This window comes from Leifsonia poae (genome assembly GCF_050632865.1).
Taxonomy (GTDB): Bacteria; Actinomycetota; Actinomycetes; order Actinomycetales; family Microbacteriaceae; genus Leifsonia; species Leifsonia poae_B.
The window spans coordinates 183,328-197,546 of the sequence record NZ_JBODSA010000004.1 but is presented as its reverse complement, the minus strand read 5'-3'; the positions used below and the strand labels follow the sequence as shown (position 1 = coordinate 197,546).

Below are 14,219 nucleotides of genomic sequence, written 5' to 3'. Positions count from 1 at the left end.
GGAGCATGGTCAGCAAGAAGATGCTGCGGCGGCGGACCGCTGTGACGGTGCTCGCCGTCGCGGCGACCGTCGGCATCCTGGGCGCCAAGCTCGTCGACATCCAGGTGGTGCGGGCGGATGCCCTGCAGCGACAGTCCGTCACCGCCAAAGAGGTCTCGACGCCGCTGCTGGGCAATCGCGGCGACATCGTCGACGCCGACGGCACGGTGCTCGCGACGACGGTCTACACGTACACCGCCGCCGCGTCGCCGAAGGACGCGATCGCCGGCGGCCGCGCCAAGATGGTCGAGGCGGCGGCGAAGATCGGCGCCATCACCGGCCAGGGCGGCGATGCGGTCGTGGCCCTGATCGACGCGGCGCTCAAGGCCGACCCGAAGTCGCAGTACGTGCTGATCAAGTCCGGTATGGACGTGGGCACCTTCGACAAGCTCGACAAGCTCCCGTACCCGTGGCTCACCTTCACCAAGAAGCAGGCGCGCAGCTATCCGAACGGCGCGGTCGCCGGGAACCTGCTGGGCTTCCTCTCCGACGGCGGCGACTCGGGACTCGAGAAGAGCGAGAACACGTGTCTCGCCGGCCAGAACGGCGAGGAGACCTACCAGCGAGGCGCCGACGGCGTCGCCATCCCCGGCAGCACGGTCGTGCAGAAGCAGGCGAAGGACGGCGGGACCCTCAAGCTCACCATCGACGGCGACATGCAGTGGTTCGCCGAGCAGACGCTGGCCCAGCAGGTGGCCGCGACAGGCTCGAAGTTCGGGTTCGTCACCGTCGCGGAGGCGAAGACGGGCAAGGTCAAGGCGATCGCGCAGTGGCCGGCGCTCGACCCGAATAACATCGACGCGACCGACCCGTCGTACTGGCGGCTCCAGCCGCTGACCGACCCGCGGGAGCCCGGATCGACGTTCAAGGCGCTCACCGCCGCGATGCTGATCGATCAGGGCAAGGCGACGCCGACGACGCAGGTGCTCGCGCCCTACTCGTGGAAGTCGGGCAACGGCGCCGACCTGCACGACTCCGGCTACCACGATCCGCTGCGGCTCACCCTCACCGGGGTGCTGATGATGTCGTCGAACACGGGCATGTCGCAGCTGGGTCGCGCGCTCAGCGACCAGACACGCTACGACTACCTCAAGAAGTTCGGGATCGGAGAAGCGAGCGGGCTGCCGTATCCCGACCAGTCCGACGGCGTGCTCCACCCGGTGAGCGAGTGGGACGACCAGACCAAGTACGCGACCATGTTCGGTCAGGGCGTCTCGGCCACGCAGATCCAGATGGTCGGCGCGTACCAGGCGCTCGCCAACGGGGGCACCCGCATCCCGCTGTCGTTCGTGGAGGGCTGCGAGCACCCGGACGGCACCGTGACCGACATCCCGAACGCCAAGGCGACGCAGGTGGTCTCGGCTCAGGCGGCGTCCACCACGCTCGGGATGATGGAGTCGGTGGTGAACGACGGAGAGCTCAAGAAGCAGCTCCAGATCCCCGGCTACCGGGTCGCCGCGAAGACCGGAACGGCCCAGCAGCCGAACGGGAAAGGCGGCTATCTGCCGTCGTACTACGTGTCGGTCATGGGCGTCGCGCCGGTGGACGATCCGCAGTACGTCGTTTCGGTCAACCTCGGATTCCCGACTACCATTACTTCGTCGGCAGCGGCCGCTCCGCTGTTCCACACGATCATGAGTCAAGTGCTGAAGACCTACCGGGTGAAGCCGTCGACGTCGAGCCCGGCGGGCTATCCGCCCTACTACTGATGAACACCGTCTACCGAAAGTGAGCCCCGTGACAGGACCGGCGCCATCCTCTCTGCGCCCCGAGCATCCCGTCGCCCGCCCGCTCGCCCAGCTGGTCGCGGAGTTCGGCCTTGACTGCCGCGGCGACCTCGACGGCGTCGAGGTGACCGGCGCAGCCCTGGCGAGTTCGGCCGTCGAGCCGGGGGACCTCTACGTGGGCGTGCCCGGACGCAACTCCCACGGGGCCGCGTATGCCGCCGCCGCCGCGGAGGCGGGCGCGGTCGCCGTGCTCACCGACGAGGAGGGCGCTGCCCTCGCCGCCGACTCCGGCCTGCCGGTCATCGTCACGCCCGACCCGCGCGCCGCGCTCGGCGCCGTGTCGGCCTGGATCTACCGCACCGACGAGAACTCGGCGACGCTGTTCGGCGTGACCGGCACCAACGGCAAGACGAGCGTCGTCTATCTGCTCAACGCCATCCTGGGTCAGCTCGGCGTCGTCGCCGGCCTCAGCTCGACGGCCGAGCGCCGCATCGGCGACACGGTCATCACGAGCAAGCTCACCACTCCGGAGGCCAGCGAGCTGCACGCGCTGCTGGCTCGGATGCGCGAGGAGGGCGTGCGCGCCGCGGCGATCGAGGTCTCCGCGCAGGCGCTCAGCCGCCATCGCGTCGACGGGATCGTGTTCGACGTCGTCGGCTTCACGAACCTCAGCCACGACCACCTCGACGACTACGCCGCCATGGACGACTACTTCGCGGCCAAGCTGGAGCTGTTCCAGCCGGATCGCGCCCGCCGCGGCGTCGTCACCGTCGACTCCGACTGGGGCCGGCAGCTGGTGGAGCAGTCCCGCATCCCCGTCGCGACGTTGTCCAGCTCGCCGGGCTCGGACGCCGAGTGGACGCTGACCGTGACGGACGAGACGCTGGAGCGCACCGCGTTCGCGCTGGAGGGCCCGGACGGGCGCCGGCTCGAGACCAGCATCCCGCTGCTCGGCGCCTACAACGCGGCCAACGCCGCCCTCGCGATCGTCATGCTCGTCGAGTCCGGCTACGACCTCGACGCCATCGGTGCCGCGCTCGAGCGCGACGGCGGCATCGACGCCTACATTCCCGGCCGGGCCGAGCGGCTTTCCGGCGACCGCGGGCCCGTCGTGTTCATCGACTACGGCCACAGCCCCGACGCGTTCCTGTCGACCCTCAGCGCTCTGCGCAAGGTGACGGACGGCCGCATCGTCATGGTGTTCGGCGCCGACGGCGACCGCGACACGACGAAGCGCACCGACATGGGCGCCATCGCCGCCCGCGGCTCCGACGCCGTGGTGATCACCGACTTCCACCCGCGCTGGGAGGATCCGGCGACCATCCGCGCCGCCCTGCTCGAGGGCGCCCGCACGGCCGTCCCCGACCTCGACCTGCACGAGGTCCCGGACCCCCGCGCCGCCTTCCGCACCGCGCTGTCCCTGGCCGGAGAGGGCGACGTCGTCCTCTACGCCGGGCCCGGGCACGAGGACTACCAGGAGGTGGCCGGCCAGCGCCTGCCGTACTCCGCCCGCGAGGACGTCCGTCTCGCGCTCCGAGAGGCCGGGTGGCTGTAGATGATCGCGATGACCCTGGCCGAGATCGCCGAGGCCACCCGCGGCACCCTGCTGCTCGACGGCACGGACGCCACGCCCGACACCACCGTGGACGGCCTCTCCACCACCGATTCCCGCGAGGTCGTGCCCGGCACGATCTTCTTCGCCAAGCCCGGTGAGGTGACCGACGGCCACCTGTTCGCGCCGCAGGCGGTCGAGGCCGGCGCCGCGCTGCTCGTCGTCGACCACGCGCTCGACCTCCCGGTGCCGCAGCTGCTCGTCGAGGACACGGTGGTCGCGCTCGGCGACCTGGCGACCGAGGTCATCGCGCGCGTGCGCGCCCTCGGCCTGCTGAAGATCGTCGGCATCACCGGCTCGAACGGCAAGACCACGACCAAGAACCTCCTGCGCGCCGTCCTGGAGCAGGTCGGCCCGACCATCGCGCCCCGCGCGTCCTTCAACAACGAGGTCGGCGCACCGGTCACGATGCTGCAGGTCAGCGAGGAGACGCAGTTCCTCGTCGCCGAGATGGGCGCGAGCGGCATCGGCGAGATCGCTCGCCTCGTCCGCATGGCACGTCCCGACGTGGGCGTCGTCCTCAAGGTGGGCCTCGCGCACGCCGGCGAGTTCGGCGGCATCGAGAAGACGCTGCAGGCGAAGACCGAGATGGTCACCGACCTGCTCGACTCGGATGTGGCCATCCTGAACATCGACGACTCGCGTGTGCGCACGATGGCCGACAAGACCATCGCCCGCGTGCTGTGGTTCGGCCTCGACGAGCAGGCCGCCGTGCGTGCGACCGACATCGTCTCCGACCGGCGCGGCACCTCCTTCACGCTGCACCTGCCGCCGCGCGACGGCGGAGAGGGCGAGTCGCGCCCGGTGCGCTTCCAGGTGCTCGGCGAGCACCACGTCATGAACGCGCTGGCGGCCGCGGCCTCCGCGTACGTCCTCGACGTCGACATCGACACCATCGTGACGGCCCTGCAGTCCGTGAAGACGGCCGAGCGCGGCCGCATGGAAGTGCTCGGCAACGACGAGGTCACCGTGATCAACGACGCCTACAACGCGAGCCCCGACTCCATGGCGGCGGCGATCAAGACGCTCGCGCAGATCGCGGAGCCGGGCGGCCGCACGATCGCCGTGCTCGGCGAGATGAGCGAGCTGGGCGAGTTCTCGGGGAGGAGCACGACCGGATCGGCCTGCTCGTCGTCCGCCTCGGCATCGACCAGCTGGTCGTCGTCGGGCCCGAGGCCCGTCGGATGCACATCACGGCGATCAACGAGGGCTCGTGGGACGGCGAGTCCGTGTACTTCGAGACCCAGGACGAGGCGTTCGAGCACCTGCAGGGTTCCCTGCGCTCCGGCGACACCGTGCTCGTGAAATCGTCCAACTCGGCCGGGCTGCGCTTCCTCGGCGACCGGTTGGGAGAGTCGTTCTCGTGAGAGCCCTGCTGACCTCCGGTGCGCTGTCGATGGCGTTCACGCTGTTCCTGACGCCGCTGTTCATCCGGCTGTTCCGCCGCCTCCAGTGGGGGCAGTTCATCCGCGACGACGGACCGCAGAGCCATCACGCCAAGCGCGGGACGGCCACGATGGGCGGCATCGTCGTCATCCTGGGCACGCTGTTCGGCTACTTCACCGCGCTGCTGCTCACCGGCGACGAGACCAGCGTTTCGGCACTGCTCGTGCTGTTCCTCATGGTGGGACTCGGGATCGTCGGGTTCATCGACGACTTCCTCAAGACCCGGCGTGAGCGCAGTCTCGGGCTGACCGGCTGGGCGAAGGTCGCCGGTCAGGTGATCGTGGCGTCCGTCTGGGCGTTCCTGGCCATCCGGTTCCCCAACGGCAATGACTACACGCCGGCCACGATGAGCGTGTCGTTCATCCGCGACCTGCCGGCGATCGACTTCGGCGCGATCACCAAGTTCGGCGTGATCGGCGTGCTGGTGGGCTACGGCCTGTATCTGATCTGGATCAACTTCCTCGTCGCCGCCACCTCGAACGGCGTGAACGTGACCGACGGCCTCGACGGACTCGCCTCCGGCGCGTCCATCCTCGCCATCGGCGCGTACATCATCATCGGCTTCTGGCAGTCGATCCAGTCGTGCGCGAACGTCAAACTGAGCGTCGAGAACGTCGCCAAGTGCTACGACGTCCGCGACCCGTTCGACCTCGCGATCGTGGCCACCGCGATCGTCGGCGCGGTCGTCGGCTTCCTGTGGTGGAACACCTCGCCCGCGCAGATCTTCCTCGGCGACACCGGCTCCCTGGCGCTCGGCGGCGCGGTCGCCGCGCTGGCCATCCTGAGCCGCACCGAGCTGCTGCTCATCCTCATCGGCGGTCTGTTCGTGATCGAGGCCGGGTCGGTGATCGTGCAGCGGGCGTACTTCAAGCTCAGCCACGGCAGGCGTATCTTCCTCATGAGTCCGATCCATCACCACTTCGAACTGAAGGGGTGGGCCGAGGTGACGGTCGTCGTCCGGTTCTGGATCATCGGCGGCCTGCTGGTGGCGGCGGGCGTGGGCTCGTTCTACCTGGAGTGGCTGGCCACATGAGCGACACACGGCGGTTCGAGGAGCTGACCAGCTGGTACGCCGACTGGTCCGGACTGCGTGTGGCCGTCTACGGTCTCGGCGTGACCGGATTCTCGGTGGCGGACACGCTCGCCGAGCTGGGCGCGCAGGTGCTCGTCGTCGCCGCGAAGGCCGATGACGAGCGACGGATGCTGCTCGAGGTCATCGGCGCCGAGCTGGTCGAACAGGAGGACCTGTCGACCCCGCCGGACCGCCTCGCGGAGTTCGACCCCGAGCTCGTCGTGGTGTCGCCCGGCTTCCACTGGGACCACCCGCTGCTGCTGTGGGCGGAGGCGCGCGCGACCCCGGTCTGGGGGGACATCGAGCTCGCCTGGCGGCTGCGGGACAAGGTCGCGCGCCCGGATGGCGCCGAGGGCCCTGCCGACTGGATCTGCGTGACCGGCACCAACGGCAAGACCACCACGGTGCAGCTGACCGCCACGATGATCCTCGCCGGCGACAACCGCGTCGCGCCGTGCGGCAACATCGGCGTGCCCGTGCTCGACGCCATCCGCGACCCCGAGGGCTTCGACGTGCTCGTGGTGGAGCTCTCCAGCTACCAGCTGCACTGGGTCAATCGGAACCCCGGCGGCGAGCTCTCGCCGTTCTCGGCCGCGTGCCTCAACATCGCCGACGACCACCTCGACTGGCACGGCTCGATGGAGGCGTACATCGCCGCGAAGGCGAAGGTCTACGACAACACGCAGGTCGCCTGCGTGTACAACAAGGCCGACGAGAACACGCTCCGGATGGTCGAGGAGGCGGAGGTGACCGAGGGCGCCCGCGCCATCGGCTTCGGCCTCGGCGTGCCGGGCCCCAGCGACTTCGGGATCGTCGACGGCATCCTCTGCGACCGCGCCTTCCTGGACGACCGGGCGAACGCGGCGCTGGAGCTGACGACGCTCGACGAGTTGGCGGAGGCGGGCCTCGCCGCGCCGCACGTCGTGGCGAACATCCTCGCGGCCAGCGCGCTCGCCCGCTCCTACGGCGTCTCGCCGCAGGTGATCCGGGATGTGCTGACCGCGTTCCGCCTCGACGCGCACCGGATCGAGCTGGTGCGCACGCAGGACGGCGTGAACTGGGTCGACGACTCCAAGGCCACCAACCCGCACGCCGCCGACGCGTCGCTGCGCGCGTTCCCCTCGGTGGTCTGGCTCGTGGGCGGCCTGCTCAAGGGCGTGGATGTGGACGACCTGGTCGGCAAGCACGTCGGCCGCCTGCGCGGCGCCGTGCTCATCGGCGTCGACCGGGATGCGCTGCGCGCGGCATTCCAGCGACACGCGCCGGAGCTTCCGGTGGTCGAGGTCGAGGCCGACGAGACTGGGGAGGTCATGCCGACGGCGGTGCGGCTGGCCGGCGGTCTCGCCCGCGAGGGCGACACCGTGCTGCTGGCTCCGGCGGCGGCGTCGATGGACCAGTTCGCCGACTACGCAGAACGCGGAAGCCGCTTCCAGGCGGCCGTGCACGAGTACTTGGGAGGTGAGGCGGATGACGACGAGCCCGCCTCGCGTCCCGACCCGCAGCAGGGCTGAGCGTCCCGCCGACGATCCGGCCGAGCACGAGTCCGCCGGCCGGCTGAGCGCCCTCACCACCCGCATCGGGCTGGGGCGGTCCATGACCTCGGAGTCGGCCAACTACTTCCTGCTGCTCGGCGTCACCCTGTTCATGGTCGTCTTCGGCCTGGTGATGGTGCTGTCGTCGTCGGCGGTGGAGTCGCACAACGACAGCGACAACTTCTTCGCCCGGTTCTGGTCGCAGGGAGTGTTCGCACTCGTCGGACTGCCGCTCATGCTCCTGGTCTCGCGCATCCCACGCGCGTTCTGGCGGAAGACGATCTGGTTCTTCCTGGCCGCCGCCTGCTTCCTGCAGGTGCTCGTGCTGCTCACGCCCCTCGGCATGGAGATCGGCGGCAATCGCAACTGGATCAAGATCGGCTCGTTCACCGCACAGCCCTCGGAGGCGATCAAACTCGCGCTCGTCGTCTGGCTCGGCATCGTGCTGGCCCGCAAGCGGGACATGCTGCACCACTGGAAGCACGTCGCCATCCCGGTCGTACCGGTCGCGGGCGGTGCGACGGCTCTCGTCACGTTGGGCGGTGACCTGGGCACGACCATGATCATGGCGGCACTCATCCTGGGCGCCCTGTACTTCGCCGGCGTCCGGCTCCGCTTCCTCGCGACCGGGCTGGTGTTCGTCGCCATCGTGGCGGTCTGCGTCGCGCTGAGCAGCGCGAGCCGTATCGGCCGCATCTCGGCGTTCTTCGGCGGCACCAGCGTCGCGAACCCCGACGTCGACTGGCAGATCAAGAACGGCTTCTACGCGCTCGCCTCGGGCGGGGTCTTCGGTGTCGGGCTGGGCAACTCCCACTCCAAGTGGTCGTGGCTGCCGGCCGCCGACACCGACTTCATCTTCGCGATCATCGGCGAGGAGCTGGGTCTCATCGGCGCGGTCGTCGTCCTGCTGCTGTTCGTCCTGCTGGCGATCGTCTTCCTGCGCATCATCCACGCGTCGACGGACCCGTTCGCGCGCGTCACGACCGCGGCGATCATGGTGTGGCTGATCGGCCAGGCGTTCGTCAACATCGCGGTCGTGCTGGGGGTGATCCCGGTGCTCGGCGTGCCGCTCCCACTGATCTCTGCGGGAGGAACTGCGATGATCAGTTCCATGCTCGCCATCGGAATCGTGCTGTCGTTCGCCCGGGAGTCGCACCGCGACTCGATCGCAGACCGGACGGGCGCGCGCCGGTGACCCGCTACCTCCTCGCCGGCGGTGGAACCGCCGGCCACGTCAATCCGCTGCTCGCCGTCGCCGACCGCCTGCGCCGAGACGACCCCGACGCCGAGGTCCTGGTGCTCGGCACCGCGGAGGGGCTGGAGGCGCGGCTCGTGCCTCAGCGCGGCTACGAGCTGGCGACCATCCCGAAGCTGCCGTTCCCTCGGCGCCCGAACGCGGCCGCGCTGCGGTTCCCGGGGGAGTACCGCCGGAGCATCCAGACCGTGCGCGACCTGATCGCGTCCCGCGGGATCGACGCCGTCGTCGGGTTCGGCGGGTATGCCGCCGCGCCCGCGTACTCCGCCGCCCGCAAGGCGGGTGTGCCGCTCGTCCTGCACGAGGCGAACGCGCGGCCCGGCCTGGCGAACCGCCTCGGCGCCCGCTACACGCCGTGGGTGGGCGTCGCCTTCGAGGGAACGCCGCTGCCGAACGCGACCTTCGTCGGGATGCCGCTGCGCGTCGAGATCGAACAGCTCGACCGTGCCGCCGCGCGCCCGGAGGCCGCCGCCGAGTTCGGGCTGTCGCCCGACCGCCCGACGCTCCTGGTGACGGGCGGATCGCTCGGCGCCCGCCGCATCAACCAGACCATCGTCGCCCGCGCGACCGAGCTGGCGGCCGCCGGCTGGCAGGTGCTCCACATCCAGGGCGGCCGCGGCGAGCTCACCGACCCGGGTGTGGACGGCTACCGCCTGCTCGAGTACTGCGACCGGATGGACCTCGCCCTCGCGATCGCCGACCTCGCGGTGGCGCGTGCGGGCGCCGCGACGGTCAGCGAGTTCGCCGCCCTCGGCATCCCCGCGGTGTACGTGCCGTTCCCGATCGGTAACGGCGAGCAGCGCTACAACGCGGTCGGCGTCATCCGGGAGGGTGGCGGCCTGCTCGTCGACGACGCGGAGTTCCAGCCGCCGTGGGTGGATGCGCAACTGCTCCCGCTGCTCGCCGACCGCGACCGCACGGCCGAGATGGGAAGGCGCGCCGCCTCCGCGGGCGTCCGCGACGGGTCGGACCGGATGGTGGCCCTCATCCGGAGCGCCCTCGGCTGATCCGCACCTTCTCCGCGTAGCCTAGAGGGGTAATGGAGACCTTCTCGCGTAACCGAAAGCTGCACCCGTGACGATCAAGCCCGACCTGACCCTCGCCCTCCCGGAAGAGCTCGGAAAGCTCCACTTCGTCGGCATCGGCGGTTCGGGGATGAGCGGCATCGCCCGACTGTTCCTCGAGGCCGGCTACGCCGTCACCGGATCGGACGTCCGGCACTCGGCCAACATCGACACCCTGCGGAACCTCGGCGCCACCATCGCGATCGGCCACGACGCGGCCAACGTCGGCGACGCCGACACGCTCGTCGTCACCGGCGCGCTGTGGCAGGACAACCCGGAGTACCAGCTGGCGCTGTCGAAGGGCCTGCCGGTGCTGCACCGGTCGCAGGCGCTCGCCTGGCTGATCAACAAGTCCCGCCTGGTCGCCGTCGCCGGCGCCCACGGCAAGACCACGTCGACCGGCATGATCATCACCGGCCTGCTCGGCCTCGGCGAGGACCCGAGCTTCGTCAACGGCGGCGTCATCGCGTCCCTCGGGAAGAGCTCGCAGACCGGCACGGGCGAGCTGTTCATCGTCGAGGCGGACGAGTCCGACGGCTCGTTCCTGCTGTACGACACCGCGGTCGCACTCATCACCAACGTCGACCCCGACCACCTCGACCACTACGGGTCGCTGGAAGCCTTCGAGGACGCCTTCGTGACCTTCGCCCGCGAGTCCGACGAGTTCGTCGTCGTGTCCTCCGACGACGCCGGCGCGGTGCACGTCACGAACCGGCTGCGCGAGCAGGCTCCGGACAAGCGGATCGTCACGTTCGGCGAGGCGGAGGACGCGGAGGTCCGCGTCCACTCCATCGTCACCGACGGGCCCGTCGCGTTCACTCTGCGGTACCAGGGCGTCGACTACCGCGCGCAGCTGCGCGTCCCCGGCCGCCACAACGCCATCAACGCCGGCGGCGCCTTCGCCGTGCTCACCGGCCTCGGCTTCGACCCGGAGGCGTCCCTCGCCGCGATCGCCGAGTTCGGCGGCACCGAGCGCCGCTTCGAGCTCCACGGCACGGTCGGCGGCGTGAGCGTCTACGACGACTACGCGCACCACCCGACCGAGGTCGCAGCCGCGCTCTCCGCGGCCCGCACGGTCGTGGGCGACGGCCGGATCATCGCGGTCCACCAGCCGCACCTCTACAGCCGCACGCGCCTGTTCGCGAAGGAGTTCGCCGAGACGCTGGAGCGGTACGCGGACGAGACCGTCGTGCTCGACGTCTACGGCGCGCGTGAGGACCCCGAGCCCGGCGTCACCGGCGCCCTGGTCGCCGACCGCTTCGAGCATCCCGAGCACGTCGCGTTCATCGCCGACTGGCAGCAGGCCGCCGACCACACGGCGCGCATCGCGCGGGAGGGCGACTACGTGATCACCCTCGGCTGCGGCGACGTCTACCGCATCGTCCCGCAGCTCCTGGACGCGCTGCAGCGCGAGCACCCGGAGACGACGGCGACCGCCGCGGCGACCGCGGAGTGACCACCGCGTGAAGCGTCCCCAGGGTTTCGATCGGTCGGCCTCCCCGGCGGCTTCTCCGGCGCGCCCTCAGGACGCCCATGCCGAGTCGAGCCGCGGGGAGTCGCGCCGATCCGTCGGCACGGTGACCGAGCCGGTCCCCATCCTGACCGCCGACCCCACCGGCGAGCGGACCGCCCCGCAACGGGAGCCGGATGCGTCGCCGTACTCGCGCCTCCCGAGCAACCGCGAGATCGACAAAGCGCTCCGCGCTGCGCGCCGCGAGCGCAAGCGGCTGGAGCGCGGAGAGGTGCGCCGGTTCACCAAGCGCTCGCGCCGCCGCCGCTACGCCTGGCTCGCCGCGGCCGGCGTCGTCGTCGCGCTGGTGCTCGCCGTGACGATCATCGCGTACTCGCCGCTGCTGGCGCTCAAGCACATCCAAGTGACGGGCACATCCCGGCTGGATGCTGCGACCGTCGAGAAGAAGCTCTCCGACCAGCTGGGCACGCCGCTGCCGCTGCTCGACCAGGCGGCCATCTCGGCGGACCTCGCCGCGTTCCCGCTCATCCGCAGCTACACGGTCGAGAGCCATCCGCCGGACTCGATCGTGGTGCGCGTGGTAGAGCGGCAGCCGGTCGGCGTCATCCAGCGCGGCACCGCGTTCACCCTGGTGGATGCGGCCAAGGTGCCCATCGCCAGCAGCGAGAAGCGCCCCGACGGCTACCCGCTGATCGCCGCGAGCGGGGAGCGGCTGACGTCGACGCCGACTCCGGCTTCGCGGCCGCCGCGGGCGTGCTCAGCGCCCTGCCGGCCGACGTGCGCGCCCAGGTCGACACCATCGCCGCCAAGACGAAGGACGACGTGAGCTTCACCCTGCGCGGCAGCCGTGCGACAGTGGTCTGGGGGAGCGCGGAGAACTCGTCGCTGAAGGCGGCAGATCTCGCCGCGCTGCTGAAGAGCGCCCCCGACGCCGGCCGCTACGACGTCTCGTCCCCGCACAGTGTCACGACGGGCTGACCGCGTGATGACTGCGACTTTTCCCGACACGCGCGCGGGGTTCCGCAGGCGGAGGCTCGGCGCACCTAACGTCGGATCAAGAATTGCATACTCAGCAAGACTTTAAGCTTCAACTTGAGGTTGAACGTTCCCGTGGAGGCCGGACGTGACAGCAAACCAGAACTACCTCGCCGTGATCAAGGTCGTCGGCATCGGCGGAGGCGGCGTCAACGCCGTCAACCGCATGATCGAGCTCGGCCTCCGCGGCGTCGAGTTCATCGCCATCAACACCGACGCGCAGGCGCTGCTCATGAGCGACGCCGACGTCAAGCTCGACGTCGGCCGTGAGATCACCCGCGGTCTCGGCGCCGGCGCCGACCCCGAGGTCGGCCGCCGCGCCGCCGAGGACCACGCGGAGGAGATCGAGGAGGCGCTGGCCGGCGCCGACATGGTCTTCGTCACCGCGGGCGAGGGCGGCGGCACCGGCACCGGCGGCGCCCCGGTCGTCGCGCGCATCGCGAAGTCGATCGGCGCGCTGACCATCGGTGTCGTCACCAAGCCGTTCTCTTTCGAGGGCAAGCGCCGCCAGCAGCAGGCCGAGGCCGGCGTCCAGCGCCTGAAGGAAGAGGTCGACACCCTCATCGTCGTGCCGAACGACCGGCTGCTGGAGATCAGCGACCGCGGCATCAGCATGCTCGAGGCGTTCTCCACGGCCGACCAGGTGCTCCTGGCCGGTGTCCAGGGCATCACCGACCTCATCACCACGCCGGGCCTCATCAACCTCGACTTCGCCGACGTCAAGTCCGTCATGCAGGGTGCGGGCTCCGCCCTCATGGGCATCGGCTCCTCCCGTGGCGCCGACCGCGCGATCAAGGCCGCGGAGCTGGCGGTCGCGTCCCCGCTGCTGGAGGCCTCGATCGACGGCGCCCACGGCGTCCTGCTCTCCATCCAGGGTGGATCGAACCTCGGCATCTTCGAGATCAACGACGCCGCCCGGCTGGTCCAGGAGGCGGTGCACCCGGAGGCGAACATCATCTTCGGAGCCGTCATCGACGACACCCTCGGCGACGAGGTGCGCGTGACCGTGATCGCGGCGGGCTTCGACGGCGGCGAGCCGAACGCGCGCCCGGCCGCGGTGGACGCACGTCGTGCCAGCTTCGTGGAGGCCGGCTCCGAGCAGTCCCAGGTGCAGTCCTCCGCCGAGGTGGAGGCGGGCGAGATCCCGGCCCCCGAGACCTCCGCCTGGCAGACCGGCGAGCAGCCGGTCGCCGAGGCCGCCCCGCAGAAGGACCCGGCGTTCGACGACGAGAATGACGACCTCGACATCCCCGACTTCCTCAAGTAACGGGCTGGCCGAGCGGCTGGCCGCGGTCCGGGAGGGCGTCTCCGACGCCGCCCGGGCCGCGGGCCGTTCGCCCGAAGAGCTGACGACCATCGTCGTGACGAAGTTCCACCCGGCGTCACTCGTGCGCGAGCTCAACGCGCTGGGCGTGCGCGACGTGGGGGAGAACCGGCACCAGGAGGCGCAGGAGAAGGCGGCGGAGCTCGCCGACCTCGACCTCACCTGGCACTTCGTCGGCCAGCTGCAGAGCAAGAAGGCGAGGCAGGCGCGGCGGTACGCCTCCGTCATCCACTCGGTCGACCGGGTGTCCCTGGTGGACGCCCTGGCCGCGCGCGAGGACGACGCCGGGTCGACCGTGGACGCGTTCGTGCAGCTCAACCTCACCGACGACCCGGGCCGCGGCGGCGTCGCCGACCGCGACCTCGAGCCGCTGGTCGAGCACGTGCTCGCCACCCCGGGCCTCCGCCTGCTCGGCGTGATGGCCGTCGCCCCGCTCGGGGAGGAGCCCGCCCGCGCCTTCGCTCGGGTGCGGGACGCCTCCGACCGCGTCCGTGCGCTCGCTCCGGACGCCTCCGCGATCTCCGCCGGGATGTCGCAGGACTACCGCGAGGCGATCGCCGCAGGCGCGACACACCTTCGCATCGGGACGGCCATTACCGGGAATCGCCCGGAGCTTCGTTAATCTCGAAAGCAAGAGTTCGA

11 protein-coding genes and 1 pseudogene are annotated in these 14,219 nt (G+C 70.7%); all 12 read left to right on the top strand.

The window, feature by feature from the left end:
* Nucleotides 1-5: 5 nt before the first annotated feature.
* The 12 genes and pseudogenes from ACRAWB_RS18630 to ACRAWB_RS18575 all read left to right on the top strand — a co-directional run bounded on the left by ACRAWB_RS18630 (nucleotide 6) and on the right by ACRAWB_RS18575 (nucleotide 14,199).
* On the top strand, nucleotides 6-1,748 hold the full coding sequence (locus tag ACRAWB_RS18630; RefSeq protein WP_431354705.1) for a peptidoglycan D,D-transpeptidase FtsI family protein: 1,743 nt from the start codon (nucleotides 6-8) through the stop codon (nucleotides 1,746-1,748).
* 28 nt (nucleotides 1,749-1,776) lie between these two features.
* Nucleotides 1,777-3,321 (top strand): Mur ligase family protein, encoded by a 1,545-nt coding sequence (locus tag ACRAWB_RS18625; RefSeq protein ID WP_431354704.1) that lies wholly within the window; start codon nucleotides 1,777-1,779, stop codon nucleotides 3,319-3,321.
* Nucleotides 3,322-4,745 (top strand): annotated as a pseudogene (locus tag ACRAWB_RS18620) (UDP-N-acetylmuramoyl-tripeptide--D-alanyl-D-alanine ligase).
* Nucleotides 4,742-5,857, top strand: coding sequence for a phospho-N-acetylmuramoyl-pentapeptide-transferase (gene mraY / locus ACRAWB_RS18615; protein WP_431354703.1), 1,116 nt, complete (start codon nucleotides 4,742-4,744; stop codon nucleotides 5,855-5,857). The pseudogene ACRAWB_RS18620 and the gene mraY overlap by 4 nt, the downstream one beginning before the upstream one ends.
* On the top strand, nucleotides 5,854-7,407 hold the full coding sequence (gene murD / locus ACRAWB_RS18610) for a UDP-N-acetylmuramoyl-L-alanine--D-glutamate ligase (protein WP_431354702.1): 1,554 nt from the start codon (nucleotides 5,854-5,856) through the stop codon (nucleotides 7,405-7,407). Before mraY ends, murD begins: the two co-directional genes overlap by 4 nt.
* Entirely contained in the window at nucleotides 7,364-8,623 is a 1,260-nt protein-coding gene (gene ftsW / locus ACRAWB_RS18605) for a putative lipid II flippase FtsW (protein ID WP_431354701.1), read from the top strand. The genes murD and ftsW overlap by 44 nt, the downstream gene beginning before the upstream one ends.
* Nucleotides 8,620-9,690 carry a UDP-N-acetylglucosamine--N-acetylmuramyl-(pentapeptide) pyrophosphoryl-undecaprenol N-acetylglucosamine transferase gene (locus ACRAWB_RS18600; RefSeq protein WP_431354700.1) on the top strand — a complete coding sequence of 357 codons (1,071 nt, stop codon included), beginning with the start codon at nucleotides 8,620-8,622 and terminating at the stop codon, nucleotides 9,688-9,690. Before ftsW ends, ACRAWB_RS18600 begins: the two co-directional genes overlap by 4 nt.
* Before the next feature lie 67 nt (nucleotides 9,691-9,757).
* On the top strand, nucleotides 9,758-11,203 hold the full coding sequence (murC, locus tag ACRAWB_RS18595) for a UDP-N-acetylmuramate--L-alanine ligase (protein ID WP_431354699.1): 1,446 nt from the start codon (nucleotides 9,758-9,760) through the stop codon (nucleotides 11,201-11,203).
* A 121-nt stretch (nucleotides 11,204-11,324) separates the two neighbouring features.
* On the top strand, nucleotides 11,325-12,044 hold the full coding sequence (locus ACRAWB_RS18590) for an FtsQ-type POTRA domain-containing protein (protein WP_431354698.1): 720 nt from the start codon (nucleotides 11,325-11,327) through the stop codon (nucleotides 12,042-12,044).
* Complete coding sequence (locus ACRAWB_RS18585; RefSeq protein WP_431354697.1) at nucleotides 12,041-12,196, top strand: hypothetical protein; 156 nt, start codon at nucleotides 12,041-12,043, stop codon at nucleotides 12,194-12,196. The genes ACRAWB_RS18590 and ACRAWB_RS18585 overlap by 4 nt, the downstream gene beginning before the upstream one ends.
* Nucleotides 12,197-12,341: 145 nt before the next feature.
* The gene (gene ftsZ / locus ACRAWB_RS18580; RefSeq protein WP_363804719.1) at nucleotides 12,342-13,520 is read left to right on the top strand and encodes a cell division protein FtsZ; all 1,179 of its coding nucleotides are present in this window, start codon (nucleotides 12,342-12,344) and stop codon (nucleotides 13,518-13,520) included.
* Nucleotides 13,486-14,199 (top strand): YggS family pyridoxal phosphate-dependent enzyme, encoded by a 714-nt coding sequence (locus tag ACRAWB_RS18575; RefSeq protein WP_431354696.1) that lies wholly within the window; start codon nucleotides 13,486-13,488, stop codon nucleotides 14,197-14,199. Before ftsZ ends, ACRAWB_RS18575 begins: the two co-directional genes overlap by 35 nt.
* Nucleotides 14,200-14,219: the final 20 nt, after the last annotated feature.

Bases quoted from the DNA above. Each gene is read 5' to 3' on its own strand.
- ACRAWB_RS18630 (WP_431354705.1), top strand. From the start codon at position 6: ATGGTCAGCAAGAAGATGCTGCGGCGGCGGACCGCTGTGACGGTGCTC.
- murD (WP_431354702.1), top strand. From the start codon at position 5,854: ATGAGCGACACACGGCGGTTCGAGGAGCTGACCAGCTGGTACGCCGAC.
- ftsW (WP_431354701.1), top strand. From the start codon at position 7,364: ATGACGACGAGCCCGCCTCGCGTCCCGACCCGCAGCAGGGCTGAGCGT.
- ACRAWB_RS18575 (WP_431354696.1), top strand. From the start codon at position 13,486: ATGACGACCTCGACATCCCCGACTTCCTCAAGTAACGGGCTGGCCGAG.